The 24,924-nt window shown below is 72.3% G+C and carries 23 protein-coding genes and 1 riboswitch; of the genes, 11 read left to right on the forward strand and 12 right to left on the reverse strand.

The features are described from left to right. Positions 1–80 precede the first annotated feature (80 nt). On the reverse strand, positions 81–1,301 hold the full coding sequence (locus ACI79U_RS14145; RefSeq protein ID WP_457069893.1) for an acyl-CoA dehydrogenase family protein: 1,221 nt from the start codon (positions 1,299–1,301) through the stop codon (positions 81–83). A 290-nt stretch (positions 1,302–1,591) separates the two neighbouring features. Further along, a riboswitch (cyclic di-AMP (ydaO/yuaA leader) is annotated at positions 1,592–1,765 on the forward strand. Position 1,766: 1 nt separating this feature from the next. Here ACI79U_RS14145 and ACI79U_RS14150 point away from each other — a divergent pair. From ACI79U_RS14150 to ACI79U_RS14160, 3 genes are all read left to right on the forward strand, one after another. Beyond that, entirely contained in the window at positions 1,767–2,528 is a 762-nt protein-coding gene (locus ACI79U_RS14150) for a LysM peptidoglycan-binding domain-containing protein (RefSeq protein ID WP_457069890.1), read from the forward strand. Positions 2,529–2,652: 124 nt separating this feature from the next. After that, the gene (locus tag ACI79U_RS14155; RefSeq protein ID WP_457069888.1) at positions 2,653–4,317 is read left to right on the forward strand and encodes an alpha-amylase family protein; all 1,665 of its coding nucleotides are present in this window, start codon (positions 2,653–2,655) and stop codon (positions 4,315–4,317) included. Then, positions 4,314–5,918, forward strand: a complete 1,605-nt coding sequence (locus tag ACI79U_RS14160; RefSeq protein ID WP_457069886.1) for an alpha-amylase family glycosyl hydrolase — start codon at positions 4,314–4,316, stop codon at positions 5,916–5,918. Before ACI79U_RS14155 ends, ACI79U_RS14160 begins: the two co-directional genes overlap by 4 nt. Positions 5,919–6,321: 403 nt before the next feature. On the opposite strand, the gene ACI79U_RS14165 is transcribed toward ACI79U_RS14160, so the two are convergent. Together ACI79U_RS14165 and ACI79U_RS14170 are read right to left on the reverse strand one after the other, a co-directional pair. Beyond that, positions 6,322–6,831: an SRPBCC domain-containing protein gene (locus ACI79U_RS14165; RefSeq protein WP_457069884.1), complete on the reverse strand. Its 510-nt coding sequence runs from the start codon at positions 6,829–6,831 to the stop codon at positions 6,322–6,324. Next, positions 6,828–7,130, reverse strand: a complete 303-nt coding sequence (locus ACI79U_RS14170) for an ArsR/SmtB family transcription factor (protein WP_457069882.1) — start codon at positions 7,128–7,130, stop codon at positions 6,828–6,830. The genes ACI79U_RS14165 and ACI79U_RS14170 overlap by 4 nt, the downstream gene beginning before the upstream one ends. Positions 7,131–7,426: 296 nt before the next feature. On the opposite strand from ACI79U_RS14170, the gene ACI79U_RS14175 reads away from it, so the two are divergent. After that, entirely contained in the window at positions 7,427–7,810 is a 384-nt protein-coding gene (locus ACI79U_RS14175; RefSeq protein ID WP_457069879.1) for a VOC family protein, read from the forward strand. A 41-nt stretch (positions 7,811–7,851) separates the two neighbouring features. Beyond that, on the forward strand, positions 7,852–8,136 hold the full coding sequence (locus ACI79U_RS14180; RefSeq protein ID WP_457069876.1) for a DUF1905 domain-containing protein: 285 nt from the start codon (positions 7,852–7,854) through the stop codon (positions 8,134–8,136). A 105-nt stretch (positions 8,137–8,241) separates the two neighbouring features. Here the strand turns inward: ACI79U_RS14180 and ACI79U_RS14185 are convergent, their stop codons facing one another. Beyond that, positions 8,242–8,844: a TetR/AcrR family transcriptional regulator gene (locus ACI79U_RS14185; protein WP_457069874.1), complete on the reverse strand. Its 603-nt coding sequence runs from the start codon at positions 8,842–8,844 to the stop codon at positions 8,242–8,244. A gap of 68 nt (positions 8,845–8,912) precedes the next feature. On the opposite strand from ACI79U_RS14185, the gene ACI79U_RS14190 reads away from it, so the two are divergent. Then, positions 8,913–9,971 (forward strand): flavin-containing monooxygenase, encoded by a 1,059-nt coding sequence (locus tag ACI79U_RS14190; protein WP_457069872.1) that lies wholly within the window; start codon positions 8,913–8,915, stop codon positions 9,969–9,971. 297 nt (positions 9,972–10,268) lie between these two features. Here ACI79U_RS14190 and ACI79U_RS14195 read toward each other — a convergent pair whose 3' ends face one another. Genes ACI79U_RS14195 through ACI79U_RS14205 form a run of 3 tightly spaced genes read right to left on the reverse strand, consistent with a single transcriptional unit; the run spans position 10,269 to position 13,467 of the window. Further along, positions 10,269–12,035 carry a carbohydrate-binding domain-containing protein gene (locus ACI79U_RS14195; protein WP_457069870.1) on the reverse strand — a complete coding sequence of 589 codons (1,767 nt, stop codon included), beginning with the start codon at positions 12,033–12,035 and terminating at the stop codon, positions 10,269–10,271. Further along, positions 12,032–12,832, reverse strand: a complete 801-nt coding sequence (locus ACI79U_RS14200; protein WP_457069868.1) for a polyphosphate polymerase domain-containing protein — start codon at positions 12,830–12,832, stop codon at positions 12,032–12,034. Before ACI79U_RS14200 ends, ACI79U_RS14195 begins: the two co-directional genes overlap by 4 nt. Beyond that, positions 12,829–13,467 (reverse strand): DUF4956 domain-containing protein, encoded by a 639-nt coding sequence (locus ACI79U_RS14205; protein WP_457069866.1) that lies wholly within the window; start codon positions 13,465–13,467, stop codon positions 12,829–12,831. Before ACI79U_RS14205 ends, ACI79U_RS14200 begins: the two co-directional genes overlap by 4 nt. A gap of 183 nt (positions 13,468–13,650) precedes the next feature. Between ACI79U_RS14205 and ACI79U_RS14210 the strand changes: the two genes are divergently transcribed. The 3 genes from ACI79U_RS14210 to ACI79U_RS14220 are packed head-to-tail and all read left to right on the forward strand — an operon-like array spanning position 13,651 to position 16,233. Beyond that, positions 13,651–14,628, forward strand: coding sequence for a hypothetical protein (locus ACI79U_RS14210; protein ID WP_457069863.1), 978 nt, complete (start codon positions 13,651–13,653; stop codon positions 14,626–14,628). After that, positions 14,625–15,122, forward strand: a complete 498-nt coding sequence (locus ACI79U_RS14215; RefSeq protein WP_457069861.1) for a phosphodiester glycosidase family protein — start codon at positions 14,625–14,627, stop codon at positions 15,120–15,122. The genes ACI79U_RS14210 and ACI79U_RS14215 overlap by 4 nt, the downstream gene beginning before the upstream one ends. 10 nt (positions 15,123–15,132) lie before the next feature. Further along, positions 15,133–16,233, forward strand: a complete 1,101-nt coding sequence (locus ACI79U_RS14220; RefSeq protein ID WP_457069859.1) for a glycosyltransferase — start codon at positions 15,133–15,135, stop codon at positions 16,231–16,233. A gap of 101 nt (positions 16,234–16,334) precedes the next feature. Here ACI79U_RS14220 and ACI79U_RS14225 read toward each other — a convergent pair whose 3' ends face one another. The 5 genes from ACI79U_RS14225 to ACI79U_RS14245 form a co-directional block, all read right to left on the reverse strand. Then, entirely contained in the window at positions 16,335–17,438 is a 1,104-nt protein-coding gene (locus tag ACI79U_RS14225; protein ID WP_457069857.1) for an NAD(P)-dependent alcohol dehydrogenase, read from the reverse strand. 28 nt (positions 17,439–17,466) lie between these two features. Then, entirely contained in the window at positions 17,467–18,930 is a 1,464-nt protein-coding gene (locus tag ACI79U_RS14230; protein WP_457069855.1) for an aldehyde dehydrogenase family protein, read from the reverse strand. A gap of 107 nt (positions 18,931–19,037) precedes the next feature. Further along, the gene (locus tag ACI79U_RS14235) at positions 19,038–20,024 is read right to left on the reverse strand and encodes an NAD(P)-dependent oxidoreductase (protein WP_457069853.1); all 987 of its coding nucleotides are present in this window, start codon (positions 20,022–20,024) and stop codon (positions 19,038–19,040) included. Between the two features lie 138 nt (positions 20,025–20,162). Continuing rightward, positions 20,163–20,852 (reverse strand): GntR family transcriptional regulator, encoded by a 690-nt coding sequence (locus ACI79U_RS14240; RefSeq protein ID WP_457069851.1) that lies wholly within the window; start codon positions 20,850–20,852, stop codon positions 20,163–20,165. A gap of 57 nt (positions 20,853–20,909) precedes the next feature. Further along, on the reverse strand, positions 20,910–21,854 hold the full coding sequence (locus tag ACI79U_RS14245) for an isocitrate lyase/PEP mutase family protein (RefSeq protein WP_457069849.1): 945 nt from the start codon (positions 21,852–21,854) through the stop codon (positions 20,910–20,912). A 630-nt stretch (positions 21,855–22,484) separates the two neighbouring features. Between ACI79U_RS14245 and ACI79U_RS14250 the strand changes: the two genes are divergently transcribed. Next, a complete protein-coding gene (locus ACI79U_RS14250; protein WP_457069847.1) occupies positions 22,485–23,882 on the forward strand; it encodes an ABC transporter substrate-binding protein in 1,398 nt (465 codons plus the stop codon). Positions 23,883–23,991: 109 nt separating this feature from the next. Continuing rightward, a complete protein-coding gene (locus ACI79U_RS14255) occupies positions 23,992–24,924 on the forward strand; it encodes an ABC transporter permease (RefSeq protein ID WP_457069845.1) in 933 nt (310 codons plus the stop codon).

Genomic DNA, 24,924 nt, shown 5'->3' on the forward strand with positions numbered 1-24,924 from the left:
ATGCAGCCCCGACTCCCCTGCACCCGACTCCCCCGCGCCGGGCTCTCCCGGTGGCCGTCGCCCGGCGGCGGGTGCCGCGGTCAGGTGAAGGCGCTGATGCCGGTGATGGCCCGGCCGACGACGAGGGCGTTCACGTCGTAGGTGCCCTCGTAGGTGTAGATGGCCTCGGCGTCGGCGAAGAACCGGGCGACGTCGTGGTCCAGCAGCACGCCGTTGCCGCCGACGACCTCCCGCGCCAGCGCGACCGTCTCGCGCATGCGGACCGACGTCCAGGACTTCGCCATCGCCGAGTCCTGGTCCCGGTAGACGCCGGCGTCCTGCTGCTGGGCCACGCGCACCGCCATGCCCAGCGAGGCCACCAGGTTGCCCAGCATCGTGGCCAGCTTCTCCTGCACGAGCTGGAAGCCGGCGATCGGCCGGCCGAACTGCACCCGGGAGCCGGCGTACCCCAGCGCGGCCTCGTAGGCCCCGGCCTGCACCCCGGCGGTGAACCAGGCGACGCCCGAGCGCATGGACCGCAGCAGGTCGGCCACGTCGCGGAAGGAGGTGATCCGGGCCAGCCGGTCCTCCTCGGGCACCCGCACCGCACGCAGGGTGATGTCGGAGTTCTGCACCATCCGCAGCGCCGTCTTGCCGGTGATGGTGGCCAGCTCGACCCCGGGCGCGTCCCGCGGCACGAGGAAGGCCTTGACCTGGCCGTCGGCGACGTCGCGGGCGACGACGGCAAGCACGTCGGCGAGGACGGCGCTGCCGATCCAGCGCTTCCGGCCGTCGAGCACCCACGTGTCGCCCTCCCTCCGGGCGGTGGTCTCCAGCCCGCCGGCGACGTCGGACCCGTGGTCGGGCTCGGTGAGGGCGAAGGCGCCCACCGCGGCGAAGGAGTCGACCCGGGGCAGCCACCGGCGGACCTGCTCGGCGCTGCCGCCGCGCTCGATGGTGGTGCGGAACAGCCCCGACTGGCCGTTGAAGAAGGTGGCCAGGGAGGCGTCGGTGCGGGCCAGCTCGAAGTTCCGGAACCCGGTGAACAGCGACCGGGTCGCCGCTCCGCCGGCGGTCAGCGACGGCGGGGCGATGAGGTCCAGCGCGGCCAGCGGGGCCACGAGCTGCGCCGGGAACTCCGCGCGCTCCCAGTACTCCGCCAGCAGCGGTCGCGCCTCGCCGTCCAGGAACCGGCGCAGCCGCCACAGCTGGCCGCGCTCCTCCTCGGTCAGCAACTGCTCGTAGCCGAGCGGGTCGCAGCCGGCGTAGAGCCGCTCCCCCGGCGCCACGGCAGCGCTCTCCCGGCCGGCGTGCTCGGTCATGCCTGCGTCGTCACCCATAGCTGCCCTTCGCTGCCGCGCCTGCCCGTCAGGCTCGACCCGTGCCACTTTCCACGACCGCGCACCAGCGGCGGTACCGGGGTCCACCACCCCGGACGGGCCGCGGTGCCCGGACGGCAGGCATCGACGACCGTGTCGGGCGTCTTTCCGGGCGCCGTCGGCGTGCCGTCCACGACGCGCCGCTGACGTGATCGGCACCACAGCGACACCGGGCGGTTCCAGAACATAACGTTCCGGTCACGCCCGCCTCGTGGGCGTGGCGCCGGTCCGCCAAACCCTGCCTGCCGGTCGTCATCCTGAGCATTCAGGGCAGGGGTGGGGGACCCACCGCACACGGCGCGCTGACACCACCAGCCAGCGCGCCTCGGGGTGAAGCCGGCATCGCCGGCCGGGCACCGATCGCCCGAACCCGACAGCTAACCCCGGCGGCGGTGATCGGAGATCACCATGTCTAAGCACCGCGCACCGCGTTTCGTCCGTACCCGTGAGGTCCTCGTGGGCCTCCCCGTCGTGGCGGGCGCCTCCGTCGTCACGCTCGGCGTCCTGAGCTCCCCGGCCCAGGCCCACCCCACCAGCCCGCCCCCCGCGGTCGTCGCTGCACCCGCAGCTGCGCAGGGGGACCAGTACACCGTCAAGCCGGGCGACACGATCGCCGCGATCGCCGCGGCCCACGGCCAGTCCTGGCGGGGGCTCTTCCAGCGCAACGCCGGGGTCATCGGCGGGAACCCGAACGCCATCACCCCGGGGCAGGTGCTGTTCCTCTCCGGCGTCGGGGCGGCTGCTCCCGCACCGGTACCGGCACCGGCACCGGTCCAGGCGCTGATCGCCGCGCCGCAGTCCGCGGTCGCCCGGATCACCAACACCGCGGGCCCGGTGCAGCCGCACGTGGCGTCCGCGGCGGACGCCGTCGTCAGCAACGTGCCGGGCGCCGGTGGTGTCACCATCGGCGGGACCCGGCCCGGCGCCGCCGACATGAACGGCCACCCCGCGGGGCTGGCACTGGACTTCATGGTCATGTCCGACGCCGCCCTCGGGGACGCGGTCGTCCAGTACCACGTCGCGAACTGGGACGAGCTGGGCGTGAAGTACATCATCTGGCAGCAGCGCATGCTCACCTCGCCGACGGGCTCCTGGAGCCCCATGGGCGACCGCGGCAGCGTCACGGCGAACCACTTCGACCACCCGCACGTGAGCTACCAGGCGCGCTGACCCGCCCGGCCCCGGTCGTCCGGAGCCGGACCCGCACCGACGGTGTCCCCTGCCCCTCCCGAGGGGCAGGGGACACCGGCCGTCTCCCCGGGTCGGACGCGGCCGACCGGGGTAGCGACGCGTCATGTTCGATCCGGCCGTCAGCGACCAGTGGTGGAAGAACGCCGTCGTCTACTGCGTGGACGTCGAGCGCTTCATGGACTCCGACGGGGACGGCGTGGGCGACTTCCGCGGCCTGACCCAGCGCCTGCCGTACCTCAGCGGGATGGGCATCACCTGCCTGTGGCTCCTGCCGTTCTACCCCTCGCCCCGGCGGGACAACGGCTACGACGTGGCCGACTACTACTCGGTCGATCCCCGCCTGGGCAGCCTCGGGGAGTTCGTCGAGTTCGTGCGCACCGCCCGCGACCTCGGCATCCGGGTCGTGACCGACCTGGTCGTCAACCACACCTCCAGCGAGCACCCGTGGTTCCGCGAGGCCCGCCGCAGCCGCGACGCCAAGTACCGCGACTGGTACGTCTGGTCCGACGAGCGGCCGGCGGAGGAGCGGAAGATCATCTTCCCCGACGAGGAGGACAGCAACTGGGCGTGGGACGAGGAAGCCGGTCAGTTCTACCTGCACCGCTTCTACTCGTCCGAGCCCGACCTCGACATCTCCAACCCCGACGTCCGGGACGAGATCCACCGGATCATGGGCTTCTGGCTGGAGCTGGGCGTCTCCGGCTTCCGGATCGACGCGGCGCCCTACCTCATCGGCGCCACCGGCATCGAGGACGAGATACCGCAGGACCCGCACGTCATCCTGGAGGACATGCGCGGGTTCCTCTCCCGCCGCCGGGGGGACGCGATCCTGCTGGGCGAGGTCAACCTCGACCCGGGCGAACGGGAGACGTTCTTCGGCGACGGGGGCGACCAGCTGACCTGCCTGTTCGACTTCATCATGTCCGGCACGATCTTCACCGCACTGGCCCGTCGCGAGGCCGGCCCGCTGGGTGACCAGCTGCGCCGCACGCCGCGGCCGCCGCGGACGTCGCAGTGGCTGAACTTCCTGCGCAACCACGACGAACTCAACCTGTCGCGCCTGCCGGAGGACCAGAAGGCCGACGTCATGGCGGCCTTCGCGCCGGACGAGGACATGCGCATCTACGGCCGGGGCATCCGGCGCCGGCTGCCACCGATGGTCGACGGTGACCGCCGACGGGTGGAACTGGCGATCAGCCTGCTCATGACGCTGCCCGGCACACCGGTGCTGCTCTACGGCGAGGAGATCGGGATGGGCGACGACCTCACCGCCCCGGGCCGCGGCAGCGTCCGCACGGTCATGCAGTGGACCGACGGGCCCAACGGCGGGTTCTCCACGGCCTCCGGGAGCCTCGTCGCGCCGCTGGTCGACGACGGCCCCTTCGGGCACCGGGAGGTCAACGTCGCCGAACAGCGCCGGCACGAGGACTCCCTGCTCAACCGCGTGGAGCGGGCCATCCGCGTGCGCAAGGAGTCACCCGAGTTCGGGTGGGGGTCCTGGTCGGTCCTCGACGCCGGCGACCGCCGGGTGCTCGCCCACCGGTGCGACTGGCTCGAGGGCGCGGTGCTGGCCGTGCACAACCTGTCCGGCGACGACGTCGAGGTCCGGCTGGACCCCGGGGACCTGCGGCAGTTCGAGCAGATCGCCGACGTGTTCGGCAACGACCGCTTCGACCCGCTCGAGCTGGAGACCCCGGCTTTCACCCTCTCGCCGTTCGGCTACCGGTGGCTGCGCGGCCGCATCGCGGGCAGCGAGGTGGGGCTGTGAGCGCCCCGCCCCCCGGCGGAGCCGGCCCGGCCGGGTCGGGCGCCGGCGACACACAGCCGTGGTGGCGCACCGGCGTGGTCTACCAGCTGTACCCGCGGTCCTTCGCCGACGCGTCCGGGGACGGGCTCGGCGACCTGGCGGGGATCCGGGCGCACCTCGACCACCTCAGCTGGCTCGGTGTCGACACGCTGTGGCTGTCACCGATCTACCCCTCCCCCATGGCCGATGCCGGCTACGACATCGCCGACCACTGCGACGTCGATCCCGTGTTCGGCGACCTCGAGACGTTCGACCGACTGCTCGCCGAGGTCCACGGGCGGGGGATGCGGCTGATGCTGGACTGGGTGCCGAACCACACCAGCGACCAGCACCCGTGGTTCCTCGACTCCCGCAGCTCCCGGGATTCCCCCCGCCGGGGCTGGTACCTGTGGCGCGACGGCACGCCGGACGCGCCGCCGAACAACTGGCTGGCCCAGTTCACCGGTGGTCCGGCCTGGACCTGGGACGAGCGGACCGGCCAGTGGTACCTGCACCTGTTCCTGCCCGAGCAGCCCGACCTCGACTGGAGCGAGCCGGCCGCCAGGGACGCGATGCACGACGTGCTGCGGTTCTGGTTGCGCCGGGGGGTCGACGGGTTCCGCGCCGACGTCGTCCACCTCATCGGCAAGGACCCCGACCTGCCCGACCACCCGCCGGAGCTGGTCGGGACGAACATCGTGCACAGCCACGACCTGCCGATCACCCACGACCTGCTCCGCGGCATCCGCTCGGTGCTCGACGAGTTCCCCGGGGAGCGGGCGATGGTCGGCGAGGTCAACCTGCGCTCCCCGGCCCTGGTCGCCCCGTACCACGGGGCCGGTGACGAGCTGCACCTCGCGTTCAACTTCGCGCCCATGCTCGGACCCTGGGACGCCGACTTCTGGCGGTCCACCATCGAGGAGACCCTGGCGGCGCTGACCGCTGTCGGCGCGTGGCCGACCTGGGTGCTGTCCAACCACGACAACCCCCGGCACCGCACCCGGTACGGCGGATCCGAGGCCCGGGCGCGCGCCGCCGCGGTCCTGCTGCTCACCCTCCCGGGGACCCCGTTCCTGTACGCGGGCGAGGAACTCGGTCTCGAGGACGCCGTCATCACCCCGGAGCAGCGGGTGGACCCGGGCGGACGCGACGGTTGCCGGGCACCGATCCCGTGGACCCCGGAGCCCGGCCACGGCTGGCCGGTGGAGCCGTGGCTGCCCTTCCCCCCGGACGCCGAGGCCCGCAGCGCTGCCACCCAGCGGGCGGACGGGACGTCGGTGCTGCACCTCTACCGGCGGCTGCTGTCCGCCCGCCGCGGCTCACCGGCGCTGCACCGGGGCTCCTGGACGGCGGTGCCCGCGCCGGACGGCGTCCTCGCCTACGAGCGGCGCGCGGACGACGACCGCCGGATCGTCGCGATCAACTTCCGGGACGCGCCCGCCGAGCTGGCCCTGGACGAGTCGACGACGGTGGAGGTCGCCTCGACGGGGCGGGGTGAGGGCGCAGCCTGGTCCGGGGCCCTGTCGCCGTCGGAGGCGGTCGTCCTCGTCCCCGCGCCGACCCGGACCCCTCCCCCGGCGTGACCGATCCCGGAGGGAGCGTCCGGCCCACCCGAGGGCCCCGGCCGGTCATCGCCGGCATCGACGGTTCGGCAGGCGCCCGGGACGGCGCCCGGTTCGCCGCCGCGGAGGCCCGGTTGCGCCATGCCCCCCCTGCACCTCGTGCACGCCAGCCGTGGCCGTTGCGCGGGCTGGTCACCCCGCCGCCGCCGGGGACCCGGCTGCCGGTGATCCCGTACGGCAGCGCCGAGACCGTCCTCGAGGAACACGCAGCTGCCGTGGCGGAGACCATCAGCTCCGACCGGATCAGTTGGGCCGTCGTGGAAGGCCACCGCCCCCTGATCCCGCGATCAACACCTCACGGCCCCGAGGAGTCCGTCGCGATGACGACGCGGCGACTGCGGCACGGCCAGCGCCACCCCCGGGATCAGTGACCGGCGCGCAGCTGCGCCAGGAAGCGCCGTCCCGGCTCGGGATCGAGGCCGAAGCGTTCGGCGTAGCGCTCGTGGACGTCTCCCCACGACGCGTGGGCTTCCTCCTCCGAGAGCTGTTCGCCGGCGAGGTGGGGCTCCAGCCGGGAGAGGTAGGCGTCCCAGCCGGTGGCGGTCTGCGCGGCGGTCGTGCGGTCGTCGAAGACGTGGGTGAAGACGAGCAGGCAGCCGTCGTCGTGCTCGGTCAGGTCGAAGGCGTAGTGGTCTCCGGCGAAGGTCCACGCCAGCCGGTGAGGCGGCTCGACCTCGGTGACCTCACCGGTCATGCCGCCGGCCTCGAAGACCTCACCGGTCGCCGGTGTCCAGTCAGCTGCCGCTGGGAACCACCGCTCGAGTTCCGCCGGCACGCTGACGGCGCGCCAGACGCGCTCGACCGGGTGGGCGAGCACGCGCTCGAAGCGCAGCGCGGGGCGTCCGTCGATCGTCTCCAGGGTTCCGTCGCTCACGAGTTCTCCTCCAGGTGTCGTTCGAGGGCGTCGAGGCGGCTGGACCAGAGCATCCGGTAGGGCTCCAGCCACTGCACGACCTCGACCAGGGGCTCGGGTCGCAGCGAGTACATGCGCTGCTTGCCTGCTGTGCGCGCCACGACGAGTCCGGCCTCGCGGAGCACCCTCAGGTGCTTCGACACCCCGGGCTGGCTGATCCCGAGGTGTGCCACCAGGTCGGCGACGGGCCGCTCACCGGTCCGCAGCAGATCGAGGATCTGCCTGCGGCGAGGCTCCGCAAGGGCGGTGTAGGCGCTCACAGGCTGATATTGCCAATCGGTCATATGACCGTCAAGGCATCTGTCGGATGTGGGCAGAAGCAAGCGAGGTCCGCAGCCGGCCCGCTCGGGTGACCCGCTGCGCCTCCGCGGGAACACGGCGACCGTTGATCCACCGCCGCGAGACCTCGAACGCCGTGCACCGCCCCAGGGCTGCTCGACCCTCTCGTCGACCAGCTCCACCCCGCGACGGGATCGACTACCGGGGTAGCGGGTTCCCTGGGGGGACGACCGGGCGCGGACGATGAGTTTCCGGGCACGATGGAGTCTGAGACGGCATGACGATCACGACGAGAGTGTTGAGTGTCTCCGTTCCGGTGGCTGACCAGGACGCTGCGCTGAGGTTCTACACGGAAGTACTGGGCTGCGAGCTCCGCACCGACGTGGAGGTGTGGCCGGGCGCGCGGATGATCGAGGTCGTCCCGCCCGGCTCGAGTGTCGCCCTGGCGCTCCTCCCCCCGGACAGCCAGATCCCGATCGCCATCCGATTGGGCACCTCCGATGCTCAACAGGCCCACGACAGGGTCCGCGAGGCCGGCGTGACCGTGCACAACGAGGAGCTGGTCCGAATGGAAGGGGTCCCGGCGATGTTCTCCTTCACCGACCCCGACGGCAACGGTCTGGTCTACCTGGAGGACTCCGACCCGAGCGAGCTCCGGTGAGCCCGGCAGCCCCCCGCCCAGCAGCGCGAAGGAGCACGATCGTGGCCGATCCCCGTCCTCTGGACATCACGTTCACCGCCCGGCTGGGCAAGGTCCGACCGGCAGACACCTGGACCTGCGTGCAGCTGCCGGAGTCAGCCCAGATCTTCGGGACTCGCGGCCTGGTCAAGGTCGCCGGGACCGTCGACGGGCACCCGTTCACCGGCGCGTTCATGGCCCTGGGAGACGGCACCCACAAGCTCCCGGTGGCTGCTCCGATCCGCACGGCCATCGGCAAGGGCGACGGAGACGACGTCGAGATCCACCTGACCGAGCGGCTCAACTGACCCCAGCAGGTCCTGGATGTCCCGGCGTCATCGGCCGCCCGCTCAGCACCGCGCGGAAGCCGGGAGATCCTCCCGCGGGCCTCCGAAGCTCCTGAGGGGCGCCCGCTAGCGACGGGGAGTGCGGACTGGCTCGGCGCCCGCGGCGAGGCTGATGCCCTGGACTGCCTGGCGCAGTCGAGCGGCGGCCCCGGCCGGCTCGGGTTGGCCGGCTTCGAGCCAGGTCAGCACGGCGGCGACCGTGACCGCCGGGGCCAGCCGTGCAGCCCACCGGGCCCACGCCGGATCGGGGATGAAGGGCGCGAGGTGGTCGTGCGCCGTGGCGGTCATCTCGGCGGTGAACACGTCGACCTCGGCGCGAAAGGCCGGCTCCCGCGCCGCGTGGTGGAACAGCAGCCGGAACCCGTCGGGATCGCCGGCCGCGGCGGTGAGCAGGTCGTCGATGATCCGCTCGGTGTAGGGCGGGTCGCCCACGGCCGCCTGCAGCCGTGCCCGCGCGCGCTCGAGCACCGCCCGGTAGAGGTCGGCCTTCGACTCGAAGTGCCGGTAGAGGATGGCCCGGCTGATCCCTGCCGCGGCGGCCACGTCGTCGAGGCCGGTGTCCTCGAAACCGGCGGCACTGAACGCGCTCGTGGCCGCCGCGAGGATCTGCTCCCGCCGCTCGGCGCGCGGGAGTCGTCGCCCCGGAGGCGTACCTGCCACGACGTTCACGCCCGCCACTGTAAACGTGAGCATGTATACCCTCGTGTCAACAACTGGCTTGAGGGGGGTGAGCAGACATGGGCACGACGGCGGACGACCGTGTCGTGCAGACGGTGGTCGTCGGCGCGGGTCAGGCCGGGCTGGCCGTGGGGTACCACCTGACCCGTCGTGGCCACGACGTCGCCCTCCTCGACGCCGCCGACGCGCTGGGCGACAGTTGGCGGGAGCGGTGGGACTCACTGCGCCTGTTCACCCCGGTCGGCTTCGACTCGCTGCCAGGCCTGTCCTTTCCCGGCCGACGCAGAGACCATCCGACCAAGGGCGCCGTGGCCGACTACCTGGCCCGCTACGCCGAGCACTTCGAGCTACCGGTGCGGCTCGGCACCCGAGTGCAGGCCGTGCACCGCGAAGGCGGGGAGTTCGTGGTCTGCACCGATCGTGGGCGCTGGCGAGCCGACAACGTCGTCATCGCCACCGGCGCACACCACAGACCGTTCGTGCCAGCCTTCGCCACGCACCTCGACCCGGGCTTGGTCCAGGTGCACGCGGCGCACTACCGTCGCCCCGCTCAGTTGCCTGCCGGAGCGGTACTCGTGGTCGGAGCGGGCAACTCCGGGGCGGAGATCGCCCTCGACGTGGCGACCGATCCGGCTGAGCACCGGACCGTGCACCTGGCCGGCCGCGACGTCGGGCACATCCCTCACCTGGGGCCGTGGACGTTTCAGGTCCTGCAACGCCTCGGCCGTCTCGGCGCCGTCCTCGCCCGACGCGGACTGGGTGGGCACGGCGACCCCCTCGGTCGGATCCGGCCCGGGCAGCTGGCCACCGCGGGCGTGCAGCGCCACCCTCGGGTCACCGGCAGCTGTGACGGGATGCCACTGCTCGCCGACGGGCGCACCCTCGCCGTCACCGCCGTCGTCTGGGCCACCGGCTTCCGCCCCGACTACAGCTGGCTGCACCTCGACGTCCTCCACACGGACGGTCGGCTGCGTCACCGCGGCGGGGTGGTCGATGACTGTCCCTGCCTCTACGCCGTCGGGCTGCCCTACCAGCGCTCCATCACCTCCCACCTGCTCGGGGGTGTCGGCGCCGATGCCCGCCACGTCACCGAGCACCTGCTTGCACGAGGCATCTAGTCGCGCTGGACGCCACCAAGGCCGTCTCCCCAGCCAGTCAGCGTGCTCGCGCAATGATGCTGGCCTGGCCCGGGTAACCCTCGACGTGTGGCCCGGGTAACCCTCGACGTGGATGTGCGGCGAGCGGCCCGTGTGACAGCCGGGAAGATGCTGGTGGACGTGACAGCGCGGTTCACATCGGCGATCTGCACACCGCGCACCCAGACGCAGCCCCACGGCCGGACGACCCGAGGCAAGCACGCCGGGAACGGCACCGCTCGACCAGGGGCGGCGCCGTTCCGGGCGGACGAGGGCGGATCAGCCGCGCGGACCCCCGCCCCGGGGCGCGCCGCCGCCCATGCCGGTGCCCGTGAACTCACCGGCCGTCGTGGTCGCCACCTCCGCGCCGTCGACCACGACGGTGTACTCCGCGCCGCTCTCCACGTCGGCGGAGGAGAACGTCACCAGGGCGAAGGCCTTGCCCGCCACCCAGCTGCCGAGCACGGTGCCGTCGGCGGACACGATCTGCACCGTCGAGCCGGCGTCCTGCGAGTCGAAGGTGGCGGCCACCCACGCCTGCTCCGACGACGTCACCGGCGCCTGCGCCATCCCCGAACTGCCGGTCACCAGCAGGTCGCCGCCGCTCACGACCAGGCCGTTCTGCACGTCGAGGGCACCATTGCCCCCCTCGGTGGGCCCGCTGACCGTGACCGTGCCGCCGGTCATGGTGCCGCTCCCGTTGGAGTCCAGGCCGTCACCTCCCGAATCCACGACGATGGTGCCCCCGGCGATGGTGAGCTGGTACTCGCTCGAGCTGGCGAAGGAGTCGCCGCCACCGCCGGGACCCTGCTGGCCCGAACCGTCGTCGCCGCCGCCCACGTTGATGCCGTCATCGCTCGCGGTCAGGTCCAGCTGCCCGCCGACGATCGTGATGACGGCGCTCTCCACCGCCTCGTAGGACCCCGTCACGCTCAGGGAGCCACCGGCGATCGTGACATCGCCGTCCGCGTGCACGCCGTCGTCGGCCGTGGCGAGCGTGAGGGTGCCGTCCTGGATGCTGACGACACCGTCGGAGTGGACGGCGTCGTCGGCGGAGTCGACGTCGACGGTGCCGCCACCGACGACGACGCTCACCGTGCCCTTGAGGCCCTTGGCGGAGGTGTCCTCGGCCACGGCCTCCGCGCTGCCGCCGCCCGCGCGGACCTGCACCGTGCCGGCGCCGACGATGACGTCGGTCTCCGCCGTGAGCCCGTCGCCGCCGGACGTCACGGAGACCGATCCGCCGGCGACGTACACGTAGCCGGCCGCGGCGTCCTCGGCGTTGTCGGACTTCAGGCCGTCCCCGCCGGAGACGACCGTGACGTCGGCGTCCTGGACCACGAGGTGGTCCTTGCCGCGGATGCCGTCGTCGACCGCCTCCACGGTGACCGTGCCCGAGTCCAGCACCAGGCCGTCCTGGCTGGCGATGCCGTCGTTGGCGTTGCCGGTGACGGTGAGCGCGCCGGCCCCGGTGAGGGTCAGGTCCGCGGCGCTGTACAGCGCCGCGTTGGGCTCCGCGCCGTCGACGACGTAGTCGGACCCGTCGGCGAGGGTGTTCGTGGACCCCTCGGCCAGCACCACCATCGCGATGTCGGCGTCCACGAAGGCGAGGGCCGACGTCGTGGACGAGGCGATCTCCGCGTCGTCCAGGACGATGCGGACGACCCCGTCGTCCTCGGTGTCGACGACGACCTGGCCGGCCAGGCTGCCGCTGAGCCGGTACGTGCCGGCCGCCGTGATGGTCACGGTGTCGTCGGACACGGTGACCGCGTCCGAGTCGGCCTCGGCCGAGTCGCCGGTGAGCGCGATCTCGACCACCTCGGCCTCCTGGTAGGCGTGGTCGGCGTCGTCGTCGTGAGTGCTCAGGTTGGCGGCGACGGCGTCCTCGACGGAGATCCCCGCGCTGGCCGTCACCTCCTCGGCGGAGACGGTGGAGGCGGTGCTGTCGGAGGAGCTGGTCGTCGCGGCCTCGGCGGTGCAGCCGGCGAGGACGGCGGCGACGAGCGCGCCGGCCATCGCGGCGCGCGTCTTCTCGAGTCGGATCACGGGAGGTTCCGATCGTCGGAGGAGCAGGGGGTCAGGAGGGAGAAGTGCCGGCGCAGGACCGGGCACCACTTGTTGTCGGGGAGGTCGCCGCGCAGCGCGGCGAGGCCGGTGCCGTACTTGGAGATCCGGCTCGGTCGCTGCCCCGATCGCCACAGGCGGCGGTCGGCCGCCGACGGGGCGGAGCCGGACTTCGTCTCGACGAGCGCGACGCCCACGAGCTCGGCGACCGGGCCGCCGGGCAGGGACCACATCAGGTCGGTGTCGACGGTGACCCGGCCGTCGGTGGCCGGGAGGTGCAGCGTGGTGCGCCGGTACGCGGTGCGGAGCACGGGCCGGAGCTCGTCGCTGCGCACCGTGCCCAGCCCGGCCCGCTGCAGGACGTCGTCGACGAAGGCGGACGCGCTCTGCCGGTCGCCGGTGGCCGGGATGCGCTCCTTCACCGTCGTACCGCGCGGCCCGCGGGTCTTGACCTCCAGGAACGCGGTCCCGGTGTCCAGGTACGTGCGCCGGCGCACCTTGAACCGCCGCCTCCGCCCCCGGGCGGCGAGGTGGTAACCGGTCAGCTCCGGGGTGTCGAGGTAGAGGGACTCGTAGCCGAACGCGCGCAGCCCTGCCATCTCCAGCACCCGCACCTCCTCGGTGCGCGCCAGGTCGGCCAGGAACTGGTCGGCCCCGGCCAGCGGGAGGACGTACTTGCGGTCGATCCGGGTCTGCAGCGCCGCGCGGGCGACGAGCTCCTCGAGTCCCACGGTCGGCAGGCGCGCGACCGACCGCAGCGCCGGGACGCCCCCGCTCACCGCTGCACCGGGGCGGACGGGCGGCCGGCGTGCTGCGCGACGGGAGCGGCAGGGGCCGATGCGGCGGGGCGCACCGCCGACCGGGGCTCACGCGCGACCTCGAACCGGACGTCGACCCACGTGGTGTCGTCGACCAGGTCCACGCGCTGGACGGTCACCTGGTGCACGCGGGCGCCGAGCAGGCCCTCCAGGTGCGCGGTCAACCCCTGTTCGTCGGTGAAGGCGGAGTCGAGGACCATCACCTGCTGCCGGTACCGCCGCAGCAGCCGCGGGTGCCCGGCGGCGTACATGGCGACGACGACCATGGCCATCAGGGCGAGGGTCAGCGGGACGTCCGCCGCGCCGAGCCCACCCAGCAGCCCCAGCGCCAGGGCCGAGAAGTAGTAGGCCACCTCGTGCTGGTCGAGCTCGGTGGAGCGCAACCGGATGATCGAGAGCACCCCGAAGAGGCCCAGCCCCAGCCCGGCGCCCACGCCGCTGCCGGCCAGGGCGACCGAGACCGCCAGCACCCCGACGTTGACGCCGATGTAGGCGATGACCAGGTCACGGCGCCGGTGACGGGGGAAGTACACCCCGAAGGTGAGCAGCCCGATGGCGAGCAGATCGGCCGCGTACAGGTAAACAGAAGAGGACATCCGACTTTCCAGAGTTCGACGACGGAGCGAACGCCACATTGCGGCGCGGAACTGCGCTGTTCCCAGGCGTCGACTCAGCGGTTCCTGTGAACCGCTGCCCGCGGTCCGGGCCGACCACCGCTCCCCCGCTCCGCCTCAGCGGACGCTCCGCTCGTGCACAGCCGTGGCGTCGACGGTGGGCGCATGCACGACGACCGGCACGGGCTGTGCGCCCGCGGAGGGACCCGCGCGGTCCTCCACCTCCTGCTCGGCGTCGCCCTCGTCTCCGTGGCCGTGCTGACGCTGACGCCGGCCGGGACGGGGTGGGCCTGGGGATCACCGCTCCAGGAGCTGCGGTGGTACGCCTCCGGCCTGGACTCCGAGGCCACGGTCGTCCAACTGGCGGGCAACCTCGGCCTGCTCGTGGTGCCGGCCGCGCTCGTCGTCGCGCGGCGGCCCGCGACCCGGCGGCTGGACCGCCTGGCCGGGATGTCCCTCGGCGCAGGTACGGCGATCGAGCTGCTGCAGTGGGCGTTGCCGCTGGGCCGCGTGGTGTCCCCGCTCGACGCCGTCCTCAACGCCGTCGGTGCCGTGGCGGCGGGCGTGGTGGTGCGGCAACTCCTGGACTCCGGCGGCACCGTCTTGGGGCACCGTCCGGTCCTCAGCGGCCGCACAGCCCCGGCCCGTGGCCGCCACACCAGCTCCGTCACAACTGACGGCATGCCGGAGAACGCCCGACCCCGCAAGCACCGGATCCGCCGCGCCGTCATCGCCGGCGCCACCGCCCTGACGGTGGCCGCCGGCGGTGGCTCGGCCTGGGCCCTGGACCGGTTCGTCATCGACCACGTCGAGATCTCCGACGTCGCCGCCTACGAGGCAGCGCAGTCCGGCGGGGCTGACGCCTCCGCGTTGTCCACCGGCGGCACCGTCACCGGCAGCTCCTACACCTCCGACGGCGCCACGGTCGAGCTCTCCACCGTGGTCACCGGCAGCGGCGACAGCACGGTCACCTACTACGTGGCCGAGGTGACCCTCACCGACGCCACGGTGCTGCAGTCCGCTTCGCGGAGAACCAGTTCGGGACCAACATCATCGACGAGACCTCGGACATCGCCGAGGACAACGGCGCGGTCTTCGCCGTCAACGGCGACTACTACGGCTTCCGAGACACCGGCATCGTGATCCGCAACGGCGTGGTGTACCGCGACGAGGGCGCCCGGCAGGGGCTGGCCTTCCTCCGCGACGGCACCGTCCAGGTCTACGACGAGACGGAGACCACCGCCGACGAGCTGGTGGCCGACGGCGTCTGGAACACCCTGTCCTTCGGCCCGGCCATCCTCGAGGACGGCGAGGTCGTCGACGGGATCGAGGACGTCGAGGTCGACACCAACATCGGCAACCACTCCATCCAGGGCAACCAGCCCCGCACCGCCGTCGGCGTCATCGACGCCAACCACCTCGTGTTCGTCGTCGTCGACGGCCGCAGCCCCGGCTACAGCGAGGGCGTCACGCTCACCGAGCTGGCGGAGATCTTCCAGGACCTGGGGGCCGCCACCGCCTACAACATCGACGGCGGCGGCTCCTCGACGATGTACTTCGACGGCGAGGTGGTCAACGACCCCCTCGGCAAGGGGACGGAACGCGGCACCTCCGACATCCTCTACATCGCGGGCTGAGGCGCCCGCCGTGATCGTCCTCATCCCCGCCTACCAATCCGATGGCCGGCTCCCGGACGTCGTGGCCTCCCTGCTGAGCGCCGCCCCCGGGATCCGCCTCGTCGTCGTGGACGACGGCAGCGGCCCCCGCCACGCCCACCAGTTCGATGTGGTCCGCACGATGGGCTGCCAGGTGCTGGAGCACGCGGTCAACCGGGGCAAGGGCGCTGCCCTGCGGACCGGCTTCGCGTTCGTCGCCCGGAACTGGCCGGGTGAGGACGTGGTGTGCGCGGACTCCGACGGCCAGCACCGTGCCGTCGACGTCCTCCGCGTCGCCGACCGGGTGCGCAGCCGCGACGCGGTGGTCCTCGGCGCCCGACGGTTCACCGGCGTCGTCCCCGCGCGCAGCCGGGTCGGCAACGCAGCGCCCCGGGTCCTCTTCCGGCTGGCCACCGGCCGCCGGCTGCAGGACACCCAGACCGGGCTCCGCGGACACCCGGCCACGATGCTGCCGTGGCTGCTGTCGGTGGCGGGTGACCGGTTCGAGTACGAGCTCGTCGTCCTCCTGCAGGCGGCCCGCCGCGGGCTGCCGATCGAGGAGATCGAGATCGCCACCATCTACTTCGAGGGCAACGCCTCCTCGCACTTCCGCCCGCTCGTCGACTCGCTGCGGGTCTACGCGCCCCTGCTGACGTTCCTCCTCTCGTCGTTCAGCGCCTTCCTGGTCGACACGATCGCGCTGCTGGCCCTGCACGCGCTCACCGGCACGCTCCTGCTGTCGGTGGTGGGCGCCCGAGCGGTCAGCTCGGGCGTCAACTTCCTCGTCAACCGGCGCCTGGTCTTCGGTACAGCACCCGATCGGCGGGCTCCCGGTGCGGCGGCCGTCCGGTACGGCACGCTCGTCGTGCTCCTGCTGGGCGCGAACTACGCCGTGCTCTCCGCCCTCACCGGGGGCGGGCTCGCCCTGCTGCCGGCGAAGCTGCTCACCGAGGGGCTGCTGCTCGCCGTGAGCTACCTGGCCCAGCGCCTCCTCGTCTTCCGCCGTCCCGGGCGGCCCGTCGAAGGGGCGCCGCCCGGTCGTGACCGGACGCCCGGGCCGCTCCCGGTGCATGACCTCCCGGCGGAGGTGTGACCGCGGCCGCCGATCCGCTGCCGGACCTGCACCTGGCCCACGCACCGTCGGCCGGCCCGGTGCCCGCGAATCGTCCCGGGCACCGGGCCGACCCCGGGCCGTCAGAAGGTCAGCACGGGCTTGATGGTCGCGCCGGACTTCATGTCCGCGACGGCGGCGTTGATGTCCTCGAACCCGTAGTGCTTGATCAGCTTCTCGACCGGGAGCCGTCCGCTGGCGACGAGGTCGGCGAGCACGGGGATGAGGGTCTCGGTCTCGCTGTCACCGAGCGTCAGGCCGACGACGTTGCGACCCGGGAGCATGAAGTTGACGTCCACGGCCGCGGTGCTGCCGAAGGCCGGCGCTCCCACCATGACCGCCGTCCCCCGGACGGCCAGGCTGCGCACTGCGGCCTCCAGCACCTCCACGTTGCCGGTCGTCTCCACGACGCCGTCCACGCCGTGCCCGCCGGTGAGCTCGGCGACCGCCTCCGCGAGATCGGCACCCGAGGTGTCGATGGTGTGCGTCGCACCGACGCCGAGGGCCAGCTCCAGCCGCCCGGACACCCGGTCGACGGCGATGATCTGCCGGGCAGGGGTCAGGGCTGCGGCCATCACGGCCGACAGGCCGACGGCTCCGGCCCCGGTCACGAGCAGCCGGGCACCGGGGCGGGGGTTCAGCACGTTCCACACCGCCCCGGCCCCGGTCTGGACGCCACAGCCCAGCGGAGCGAGGAGCTCCAGCGGAGCGTCCCCGGCGACCTTGACCAGGCTGCGCTCGTCGACGATCGCCTGCTGGGCGAAGCTGGACTGGCCGAAGAAGTGCCCGCCGAGGTCGGCGCCGTCCCGGCGGATCGGGCTGGTGCCATCGAGCCGGGCGCCGCCGATCAGGTTCATCGGCAGCCAGGCCACGCAGTAGGCGGGGTGCCCGTCCCGGCAGTTCTCGCACCGTCCGCAGGAGGTGAAGGACAGCAGGACCCGGTCACCCACGGCGACCCGCTCCACGCCTGGGCCGACGGCCTCCACGACGCCGGCCCCCTCGTGCCCCAGGACGCCGGGCAGCGGGAAGGGCAGGGCACCCGACGCGGCAGTCAGGTCGGTGTGGCAGACCCCGGCGGCGACGACCCGGACGCGGACCTCACCGGCCTGGGGGTCGGACAGCTCGACGTCGGAGAGGGTGAACTCGGCGCCACCGGCTTCGATGACGGCCGCAGTGGTGGTGGTCATGATGTGCTCCTCTGGAGGTCGCGGCCGGTCAGGCCAGCGAGATGATCACGGACTTGGTGCGGGTGTAGGGCTCGAGGCCCTCCGGGCCGTTCTCGCGGCCGAACCCGGAGTCGCCCACGCCGCCGAACGGCATGGCCGGGTCCAGCAGCGCCCACTCGTTGACCCAGACGATGCCGGCCTCGAGCCGGGCCGCGACCCGGTGTGCCCGGGCGAGGTCCGTGGTGTGCAGCCCCGCGGCGAGGCCGTAGGGGGTGCTGTTGGCGAGCTCGACGGCCTCGTCCTCGGTGTCGAAGGCCTGCACGGTGACGACCGGCCCGAAGATCTCCTCCTGCACGGCCCGGGAGTGGTTCGGGAGGCCGGTGATGACCGTCGGCTCGTAGAACCAGCCCGCCCCCTCCCGTTGCCGGCCACCGGTGACGATCTTCCCGCCGTCCTGCTGCGCGATGTCGACGTACCGCTCGACGTTCTCCAGGTGCCGCTCGGCGGCCATCGGCCCGATCACCGTCGCCGGGTCGAAGGGGTCCCCGACGGGGACGCCGGGCACTGCGCCGGTGAGGATGCCGACCAGGGTGTCGTGCAGCGGCCGGGCGACGAGCAGGCGCGGGGCGCCCATGCAGAACTGGCCGGTGTTGAAGACGAAGCCCTTGATCACCGCGCCGACGGCCTTGTCGAGGTCGGCGTCGTCGAAGACGATCTGGGCCGCGTTGCCGCCGAGCTCCAGGGTGACGGGGGTGAGCGAGCGGCCGGCGGCCTCGGCGACCGACCGCCCGACGCCCGTGGACCCGGTGAAGGTGACCTTGTCCACGCCCGGGTGCGCGACCAGCGCCTCCCCGATCTCGGGGGACGCCCCGGTGAGCACGTTCACGGTTCCCGCCGGCACCCCCGCCTCGGTGAGGATGCGCGCCATGAGCAGCGCCGACAGCGGCGTGTCGGGCGCCGGCTTGTGCACCACGCTGTTGCCGGCGGCCAGCGCCGGTGCGATCTTGGCGCTGCTCAGGATCAGCGGGAAGTTGAACGGGGTGACGACGGCGACCACGCCGACGGCTTCCCGCCGGGTGTACGCGTGCGACGGGAGCCCCAGCGGGCGAACCGCCCCGTCCAGCCCTTGCGCCAGCGCCGAGTAGTACTCGTAGGTCTCCGCCGCGGTGTTGACGTCGACGGCGGCGCAGAGGGACACGGGCTTGCCGACGTCGACGCTCTCCAGCGCGGTCAGCTCTGCCGCGTGCTCACGGATGAGATCGGCGACGCGGTGGAGCACGCGGGCGCGGTCGCGGGGCGAGGTGCGAGCCCACTCCCCCGTGTCGAACGCGGTGCGGGCTGCCGCGACGGCCCGGTCGACGTCGGCCCCGGTGGCGTCGGCCACGGTCGTCACGACCTGCCCCGTGGACGGGTCGACCACGTCCAGCCGGCCGCCAGCTGCGGCCTCGCCCCACTCCCCTCCGATGTAGAGCAGGCCGGGGTCGGGGGTGGGTCGGGTGATCGGCTCGGACATGGTGACTCGCAATCTCCCGGGGCGGCGGTGCGCCCGGGCTCGAACGGCGTGGTCGGGGGTGCCTACGTGGTGCTTGGAGCGGGGGTGCGGGTGCGGGTGGGGGCCGGTCAGCGACCCGCGAGCGCGTCGGCGTTGAGGACGTGCGGCGAACCCGCGCCGCCGGTCACGTCGGCGGCGATCTCGATCGCCATCGCGTAGATCCGCCACAGGGACTGGAGGGTCTGGCTGGAGGAATGTGGGGTGAGCACCGCGTTGGGTAGGCCCACCAGCGGTGAGTCCAGCGGTAGGGGCTCGGTCTCGAAGACGTCGAGCCCGGCGGCGCCGAGCCGGCCACCGGCCAGGGCGTCGGCGAGCGCGTCCTCGTCCACCACACCGCCCCGGGAGGTGTTCACCAGGACGGCGTCGGGCTTCATCAGCCCGAGGCGCTTCGCGTCGATCAGGTGGTGGGTCGCCGGCCCGTAGGGGACGTGCAGGCTGACCGCGTCGGAGCTGGCGAGCAGGTCGTCGAGGGCCACCGGCACGGCTCCCGCGGCCCGGACCGCCTCGTCGGGGACGACGGGGTCGTGCACGAGGACGGTCGTACCGAAGCCGGTCAGCAGGGTGGCGAGCGCCCGGCCGATGGAGCCGAACCCCACGATGCCGACCGTGCTCTGCACGGTCTCGCCCGCGACCCGGCGGGTCCACTGGCCGGACGCGACACCGGCGGTGAGCTCGAGCACGCGCCGGCGGCCGGCGAGGATCAGCGTCAGCGCCATCTCGGCGACGCCCCAGGTGTTGGCACCGGTGGTGCGGGCCACCGCGACGCCGTGCCGGCCGGCGGCCGTCAGGTCGACGTTGTCGTAGCCGACGCCGAAGCGGACCAGCAGCTGCAGGCGTTCGCCGACCTGGGAGAACATCTCCTCGCCGAACGGCTGGACGTCGATGATGCCCACGTCCGCGGTGCGCAGCGCCTGGACCACCAGGTCCCGGTCGTACGGGTCCTGTACGGCCCACTCGTAGTCGAGGCCCAGGCCGGCGGCGTACTGCCGGGCCCGTTCGTTGAGCTCGGCGAACACCGGGGACCGGTCGCCGAAAAAGGACACGATGCGTGTCACGGGTGACTCCACTTCCGTGGGGGTGATGGGTGGTCCGGAGGCGACCGGGGCGCCCCCCGTCCCGACCGTCGCCACGGCGGAGGTCGGGACGGGAGGCGTCAGGTCGGGACGGGAGGCGTCAGGTCGGGACGGGAGGCGTCAGGTCGGCCCGACGGCGGATCCGGCCGGGGCGGATTCGGCTGCTGTCTCGCCACGGTCCAAGTGACGTACGTAGAACTCCATGGCCGCGTCGCGGCAGCACACGATGTGCTGCCGCAGGGCCCGACAGGCGCCCTCGACGTCCCGGGCCAGCAGCAGATCGAGGATCTGCACGTGCTCGTCGCGCGCGTCGTGGATGCGCAGCTCGTCCTGCCGGGTGTGGATCACGGCCCGGCGGTTGCCGTCGAACACCCGCCGCATCATGTCCATGATGTGGCGGTTGCCGCAGTGGCCGATGAAGAACAGGTGCATCGACATGTCCAGGCCGAAGGCCGCCTTCGGGTCCAGGTCGGTTCGCGCCAGCTGCCTGCGGTACCAGCGCAGCTCCTCCGCCGGGAGCGACCCCGCCGCCAGACGGAGCGCGATGGGCTCCACCTCCAGCCGCACCTGGAAGATCTGCTCGATGTCGGCCAGCAGCACCGGGGCGACCTGGACCCCCCGCCGCGGGACGATCCGGACGAGTCCCTCCAGCTCGACGCGGTGCAGCGCCTCGCGAACCGGGGTCCGGCTGACCCCCAGGTCCACGGACAGGTCGGTCTCGTTGAGCATCGCCCCGGGGCGGTACTCACAGTTGATCAACTTGTCGCGCAACACCGCGTAGACGTGCTGGCGGAGGTCAGGGGCGCTCATGGCGACTCCTCCCGGAACGGCTTACCCGGAGCCGTTCGGCCCAGGCGGCGCACTGGGTCAGAGACGGTCCTCGATCGAGGTGCGAACGAACCCCTCCGGGAACTCGTCGACGGACTTGCCGACGATCGTGTACTCCTTGTCGCCCCCGGAGAACCGGTTCTCCAGCTCCATGTAGCTCTGCGGGTCGAACAGCGGGGTGGCGCTCATCCCCTTGATGCCGGTGGCGTCGTCCTTGTCGCAGGTGTAGAGCGAGCCCTGCTGCTCGAAGTTCTTGCGCCCGTGCTCCAGCATGCCGTCCATGGCTGCCTTGAGGGTGTAGTGCATCGTCAGGAAGTTGAACCCGAGCGGGTAGATCTCGTCGACGGTGACCTCCGGGACGCCGTCGGCGCCGGCCACGTCGGGGTACATCTTCCAGCCGGGCACCCGCTCGGCGACGTACGCGGCGTCCTTGAGGTTGGTCAGCTTGACCACGGTGGTCATCTGCGCACCGAGCTCGACCGCCATGCGCATGCGCTCGACCCCCTCGTCCAGCTGCGTGGCGGGGTCGGCGTTCGTACGGGCGATGAGGATGCAGTCGGAGCCCTCCATCGCAGCGAGCGCGGCGCGGACCTTGGCGTAGTACTCCTCGCGCGGTAGCAGGTCCACCGACTCCTCCATGTTGCCCGCGTCCTCGAGCTGGAGGGCGGTGGCACCGGCCTGGACCATCCGGCGGACGCTTCGGTAGACCGCGAGCGGCCCACCGAAGCCGTCCTCGATGTCGGCAGCGACCGGGAGCGCGCACGTCTGCGTCAGCCGGCTGGTCATCCACTCGATGTCGGTGAGGTTGGTGAACCCGTAGTCGATGACGCCGTTCATCGCGATGGAGAGCTCGCCACCGCTGAGCATGACCGCGGGGAAGCCGACCATCTCCACCGCGCGGGCTGACGCGCAGTCGTAGACGCACGGCGCGACGACGCACGAATCAGCCTGGGTCAGTACTTCCTTGAGACTCTTCTTGGCCACGGGACACCCTTCGCAACGGTGGTCTGGGGATGCCGACCTGATCGGCCGAACGGCGGTAGTACACAACAGCTCGGCGAGAAGATGCAACAGGTCACAGTCGTTACCGAACCGGCACCTGCGCGCGATCCGGGCTCCCCACAGGGCTCTGACCTGGACATTAACTCCCGGATCGGTGGTGCAGAAGTGCCCACGCAGTCCACCTCCGGCAACAGGGGCCACCAAGTCACCGTTGCGTGAGTGGACGTCGTTCTGCATGCTGAACCCCGTTCGATGTGGCACACGCCACGTCGGGATCCCGGGTCCACCACCAGCGGGCCCGTGCAGACAGCGCTGCCGGATCGACGGCACGGATCCCTTCCAGGGCGCCTTCGGGCGCACGCTGAGAGGGAGCGGAGCCGCACCACCTTCGACGACGACGACGAAGCAGGAGAGGCCCTCATGTTCCCTCGATGGAAGTGCCATCGGCCCCAGTCCGGACGACCGGCGCGTGCGGCCGCGGGAGCGGTTGCCGCCGCCTTGGTGCTCACCGCCTGCGGCGGCGACGACGGCGGCTCGGGCAGTGCAGCGGGAGGTGAACCGCAGGAGGGCGGTGAACTCACCATCGTCACCGCAGGGCCCATCGCCAGCTGGATGCCCACCTCGCCCGCCGGCACCCTGCCCGGGCTGTTCTGGGACCGGCTCTACGCCGTCTACGGCGCGCTGATCACGGTCGACGTCGACGGGCAGGTCCAGCCGGGGCTGGCCGAGAGCCTGGAGAGCGACGACGACGGCGCCACCTGGACCCTGACCCTCCGCGAGGGCCTGACCTTCACCGACGGCGAGCCGCTGGACGCCGCCGCGGTCAAGTACAACTGGGACCTCATCGCCGGCTCGGACCTCGCCGGTGCCGACATCGCCGGCTCGTTCACCAGCGAGGTCGTCGACGACACCACGCTGCGGCTGACCGTTGCCGAGCCGGATCCCATCCTCGACCTGCGCATCGCGGAGACCATCCCGTTCGTGGCGTCACCGGCCGCGCTCGAGGCGCAGGGCGAGAACTACACCGACCCGGTGGGTGCCGGCCCGTTCGTCCTCGAGTCCACCGACCCGGCGATCGGGGAGACCCTCACGGCCAACGAGGACTACTGGTCCGAGGACGAGCCGCACCTGGAGACGCTGAACCTGTCGATCATCAGCGACCCGGCGCAGCGCATCCAGACCGTCATCCAGGGCGGTGCCGACATCATGAACGGCTACCCCTTCCAGTGGGCCGACCAGGCCGACAACCCCGCGGTGGACACCTACTCCGTCACCTCCGGTGGCATCCGCAGCTACGTCTTCAACACCACCGCGGAGCCGTTCAGCGACGTGCGGGCGCGCCAGGCGGCCGCGATGGTGATCGACCCGACCGAGCTGCTGCAGACCCTCACCCAGGACGCGTCGGCCGAGGGGACGACCACCCTGTTCCCGGAGACCTCACCCTTCTACGACGAGTCCCTGACCCTCCCGGAGGGCGGCCTCGAGGAGGCGCAGGCCCTCATCGACGAGGTCGCCGCCGACGGCGTCTCGATGGACGTCACGATCCTGATCCCCCAGGCTCCCGAGAACGTGCGCGTGGGCGAGTTCATCGGGTCGGCACTACGCCAGCTCGAGGGTCTCAACGTCACCGTCGAACAGGTCGCGCTGGGCGACTGGCGCACCGCCGCCGGGGCCAACGACGACTTCGACATCACCCCGTACCCGGGAGTGTTCGACCTGGCCAGCCCGCAGATCGCCATGGGCAACCTCTTCGACCCCGCGGGGACCGAGTCGTTCTCCAACTTCGACTCCCCGGAGATGGCCGCAGCGCTCGACGCGGCGCAGAACGCCGCGAGCGACGAGGAGCTCGCCGACGCGATGGCGGAGATCCAGCGGATCTACGTCGAGCAGGTCCCGATCGCCGTGTTCGGCGCCGACGAGCGGGCGTTCCTGCACCGGACCGAGGTCGGCGGCCTGGAGGCCATGGGCCGGGGTGCCCTGTACCTCGACCGGCTGTTCGTCACCGAGTAAGAGTCCCCCTCCGCTCCGAACCCGGCCTGGCCGCTCGCCCGCGGCCAGGCCGGGTTCGGATCAGCCGGCTCCCTGGAGGCCGCACAGCATGCACCCCACACTCCGAGCGGTGGGATCACGGTTGCTCTACGGGATCCCCGTCCTGCTCGTCGTCACCTTCGGCGCGGTCGCGCTGGCCGAGTTCATCCCCGGCTCACCCGGGCAGGCGATCCTGGGTGACCAGGCCACCCCGGAGCGGGTGGCGGCGCTCAACGAGCGCTACGGCTACGACCGCCCGGTCGCGGAACGCTACGTCGACTGGCTGGGCAGCGCCCTGCAGGGCGACCTCGGGACCACGCTGTTCACCAACGAACCCGTCAGCGAGGTGGTCCTCCGGCGGCTCGCCGTGACCGCCGAGCTGGCCCTCCTGGCCATGCTCATGGCCCTGGTGGCCTCGGTCGTCCTCGCCCTCGTGGCCGTCCGCCAGGTCGGCGGCTGGCTGGACCGCACGCTCGACGGGCTCAGCTCCGCGCTGCTGTGCATCCCGTCCTTCGTCTCGGTCGTCCTGGTGTCGCTGGTCTTCGTGGTCTGGCTCGGGGCCTTCCCCGCCACCGGCTGGGTCCCCCCGACCGACGACCTCGCGCAGAACCTCGAGTACGCGTTCCTACCGGCACTGTCCCTGGCCCTGTTCGAGGCGGCCTTCTTCTACCGGGTGATCCGCGCCGATCTCGGCGGCACGCTCCGGGAGGACTTCGTGCTGGTGGCCCGCACCAAGGGGCTGTCCAAGCGCTACGTCCTGACCCGGCATGCGCTCCGGCCCTCACTGTCCTCGCTGGTCACCGTCATGGGCCTCTCGCTCGGGCGGCTGCTCGGCGGAGCTGCCATCGTCGAGTACTTCTTCTCAGTCCCCGGGCTGGGCTACGAGGCGATCGCCGCCGTCTCGATCAAGGACATGAACATGATCCAGGCGATCGTCGCCATCTCCGTGGTCGCCTATGTGCTGATCTTCATCCTGGTCGATCTCGCGTACTCCCGGATCGACCCCCGAGTGAGCGTGAGGTGA

Source organism: Modestobacter sp. SYSU DS0904 (assembly GCF_054051115.1).

Coding starts and splice junctions, on each gene's coding strand:
- ACI79U_RS14145 (WP_457069893.1), bottom strand. CDS start 1,301: ATGACCGAGCACGCCGGCCGGGAGAGCGCTGCCGTGGCGCCGGGGGAG.
- ACI79U_RS14150 (WP_457069890.1), top strand. CDS start 1,767: ATGTCTAAGCACCGCGCACCGCGTTTCGTCCGTACCCGTGAGGTCCTC.
- ACI79U_RS14155 (WP_457069888.1), top strand. CDS start 2,653: ATGTTCGATCCGGCCGTCAGCGACCAGTGGTGGAAGAACGCCGTCGTC.
- ACI79U_RS14175 (WP_457069879.1), top strand. CDS start 7,427: ATGACGATCACGACGAGAGTGTTGAGTGTCTCCGTTCCGGTGGCTGAC.
- ACI79U_RS14190 (WP_457069872.1), top strand. CDS start 8,913: ATGGGCACGACGGCGGACGACCGTGTCGTGCAGACGGTGGTCGTCGGC.
- ACI79U_RS14205 (WP_457069866.1), bottom strand. CDS start 13,467: ATGTCCTCTTCTGTTTACCTGTACGCGGCCGATCTGCTCGCCATCGGG.
- ACI79U_RS14210 (WP_457069863.1), top strand. CDS start 13,651: ATGCACGACGACCGGCACGGGCTGTGCGCCCGCGGAGGGACCCGCGCG.
- ACI79U_RS14225 (WP_457069857.1), bottom strand. CDS start 17,438: ATGACCACCACCACTGCGGCCGTCATCGAAGCCGGTGGCGCCGAGTTC.
- ACI79U_RS14230 (WP_457069855.1), bottom strand. CDS start 18,930: ATGTCCGAGCCGATCACCCGACCCACCCCCGACCCCGGCCTGCTCTAC.
- ACI79U_RS14240 (WP_457069851.1), bottom strand. CDS start 20,852: ATGAGCGCCCCTGACCTCCGCCAGCACGTCTACGCGGTGTTGCGCGAC.
- ACI79U_RS14250 (WP_457069847.1), top strand. CDS start 22,485: ATGCCCACCTCGCCCGCCGGCACCCTGCCCGGGCTGTTCTGGGACCGG.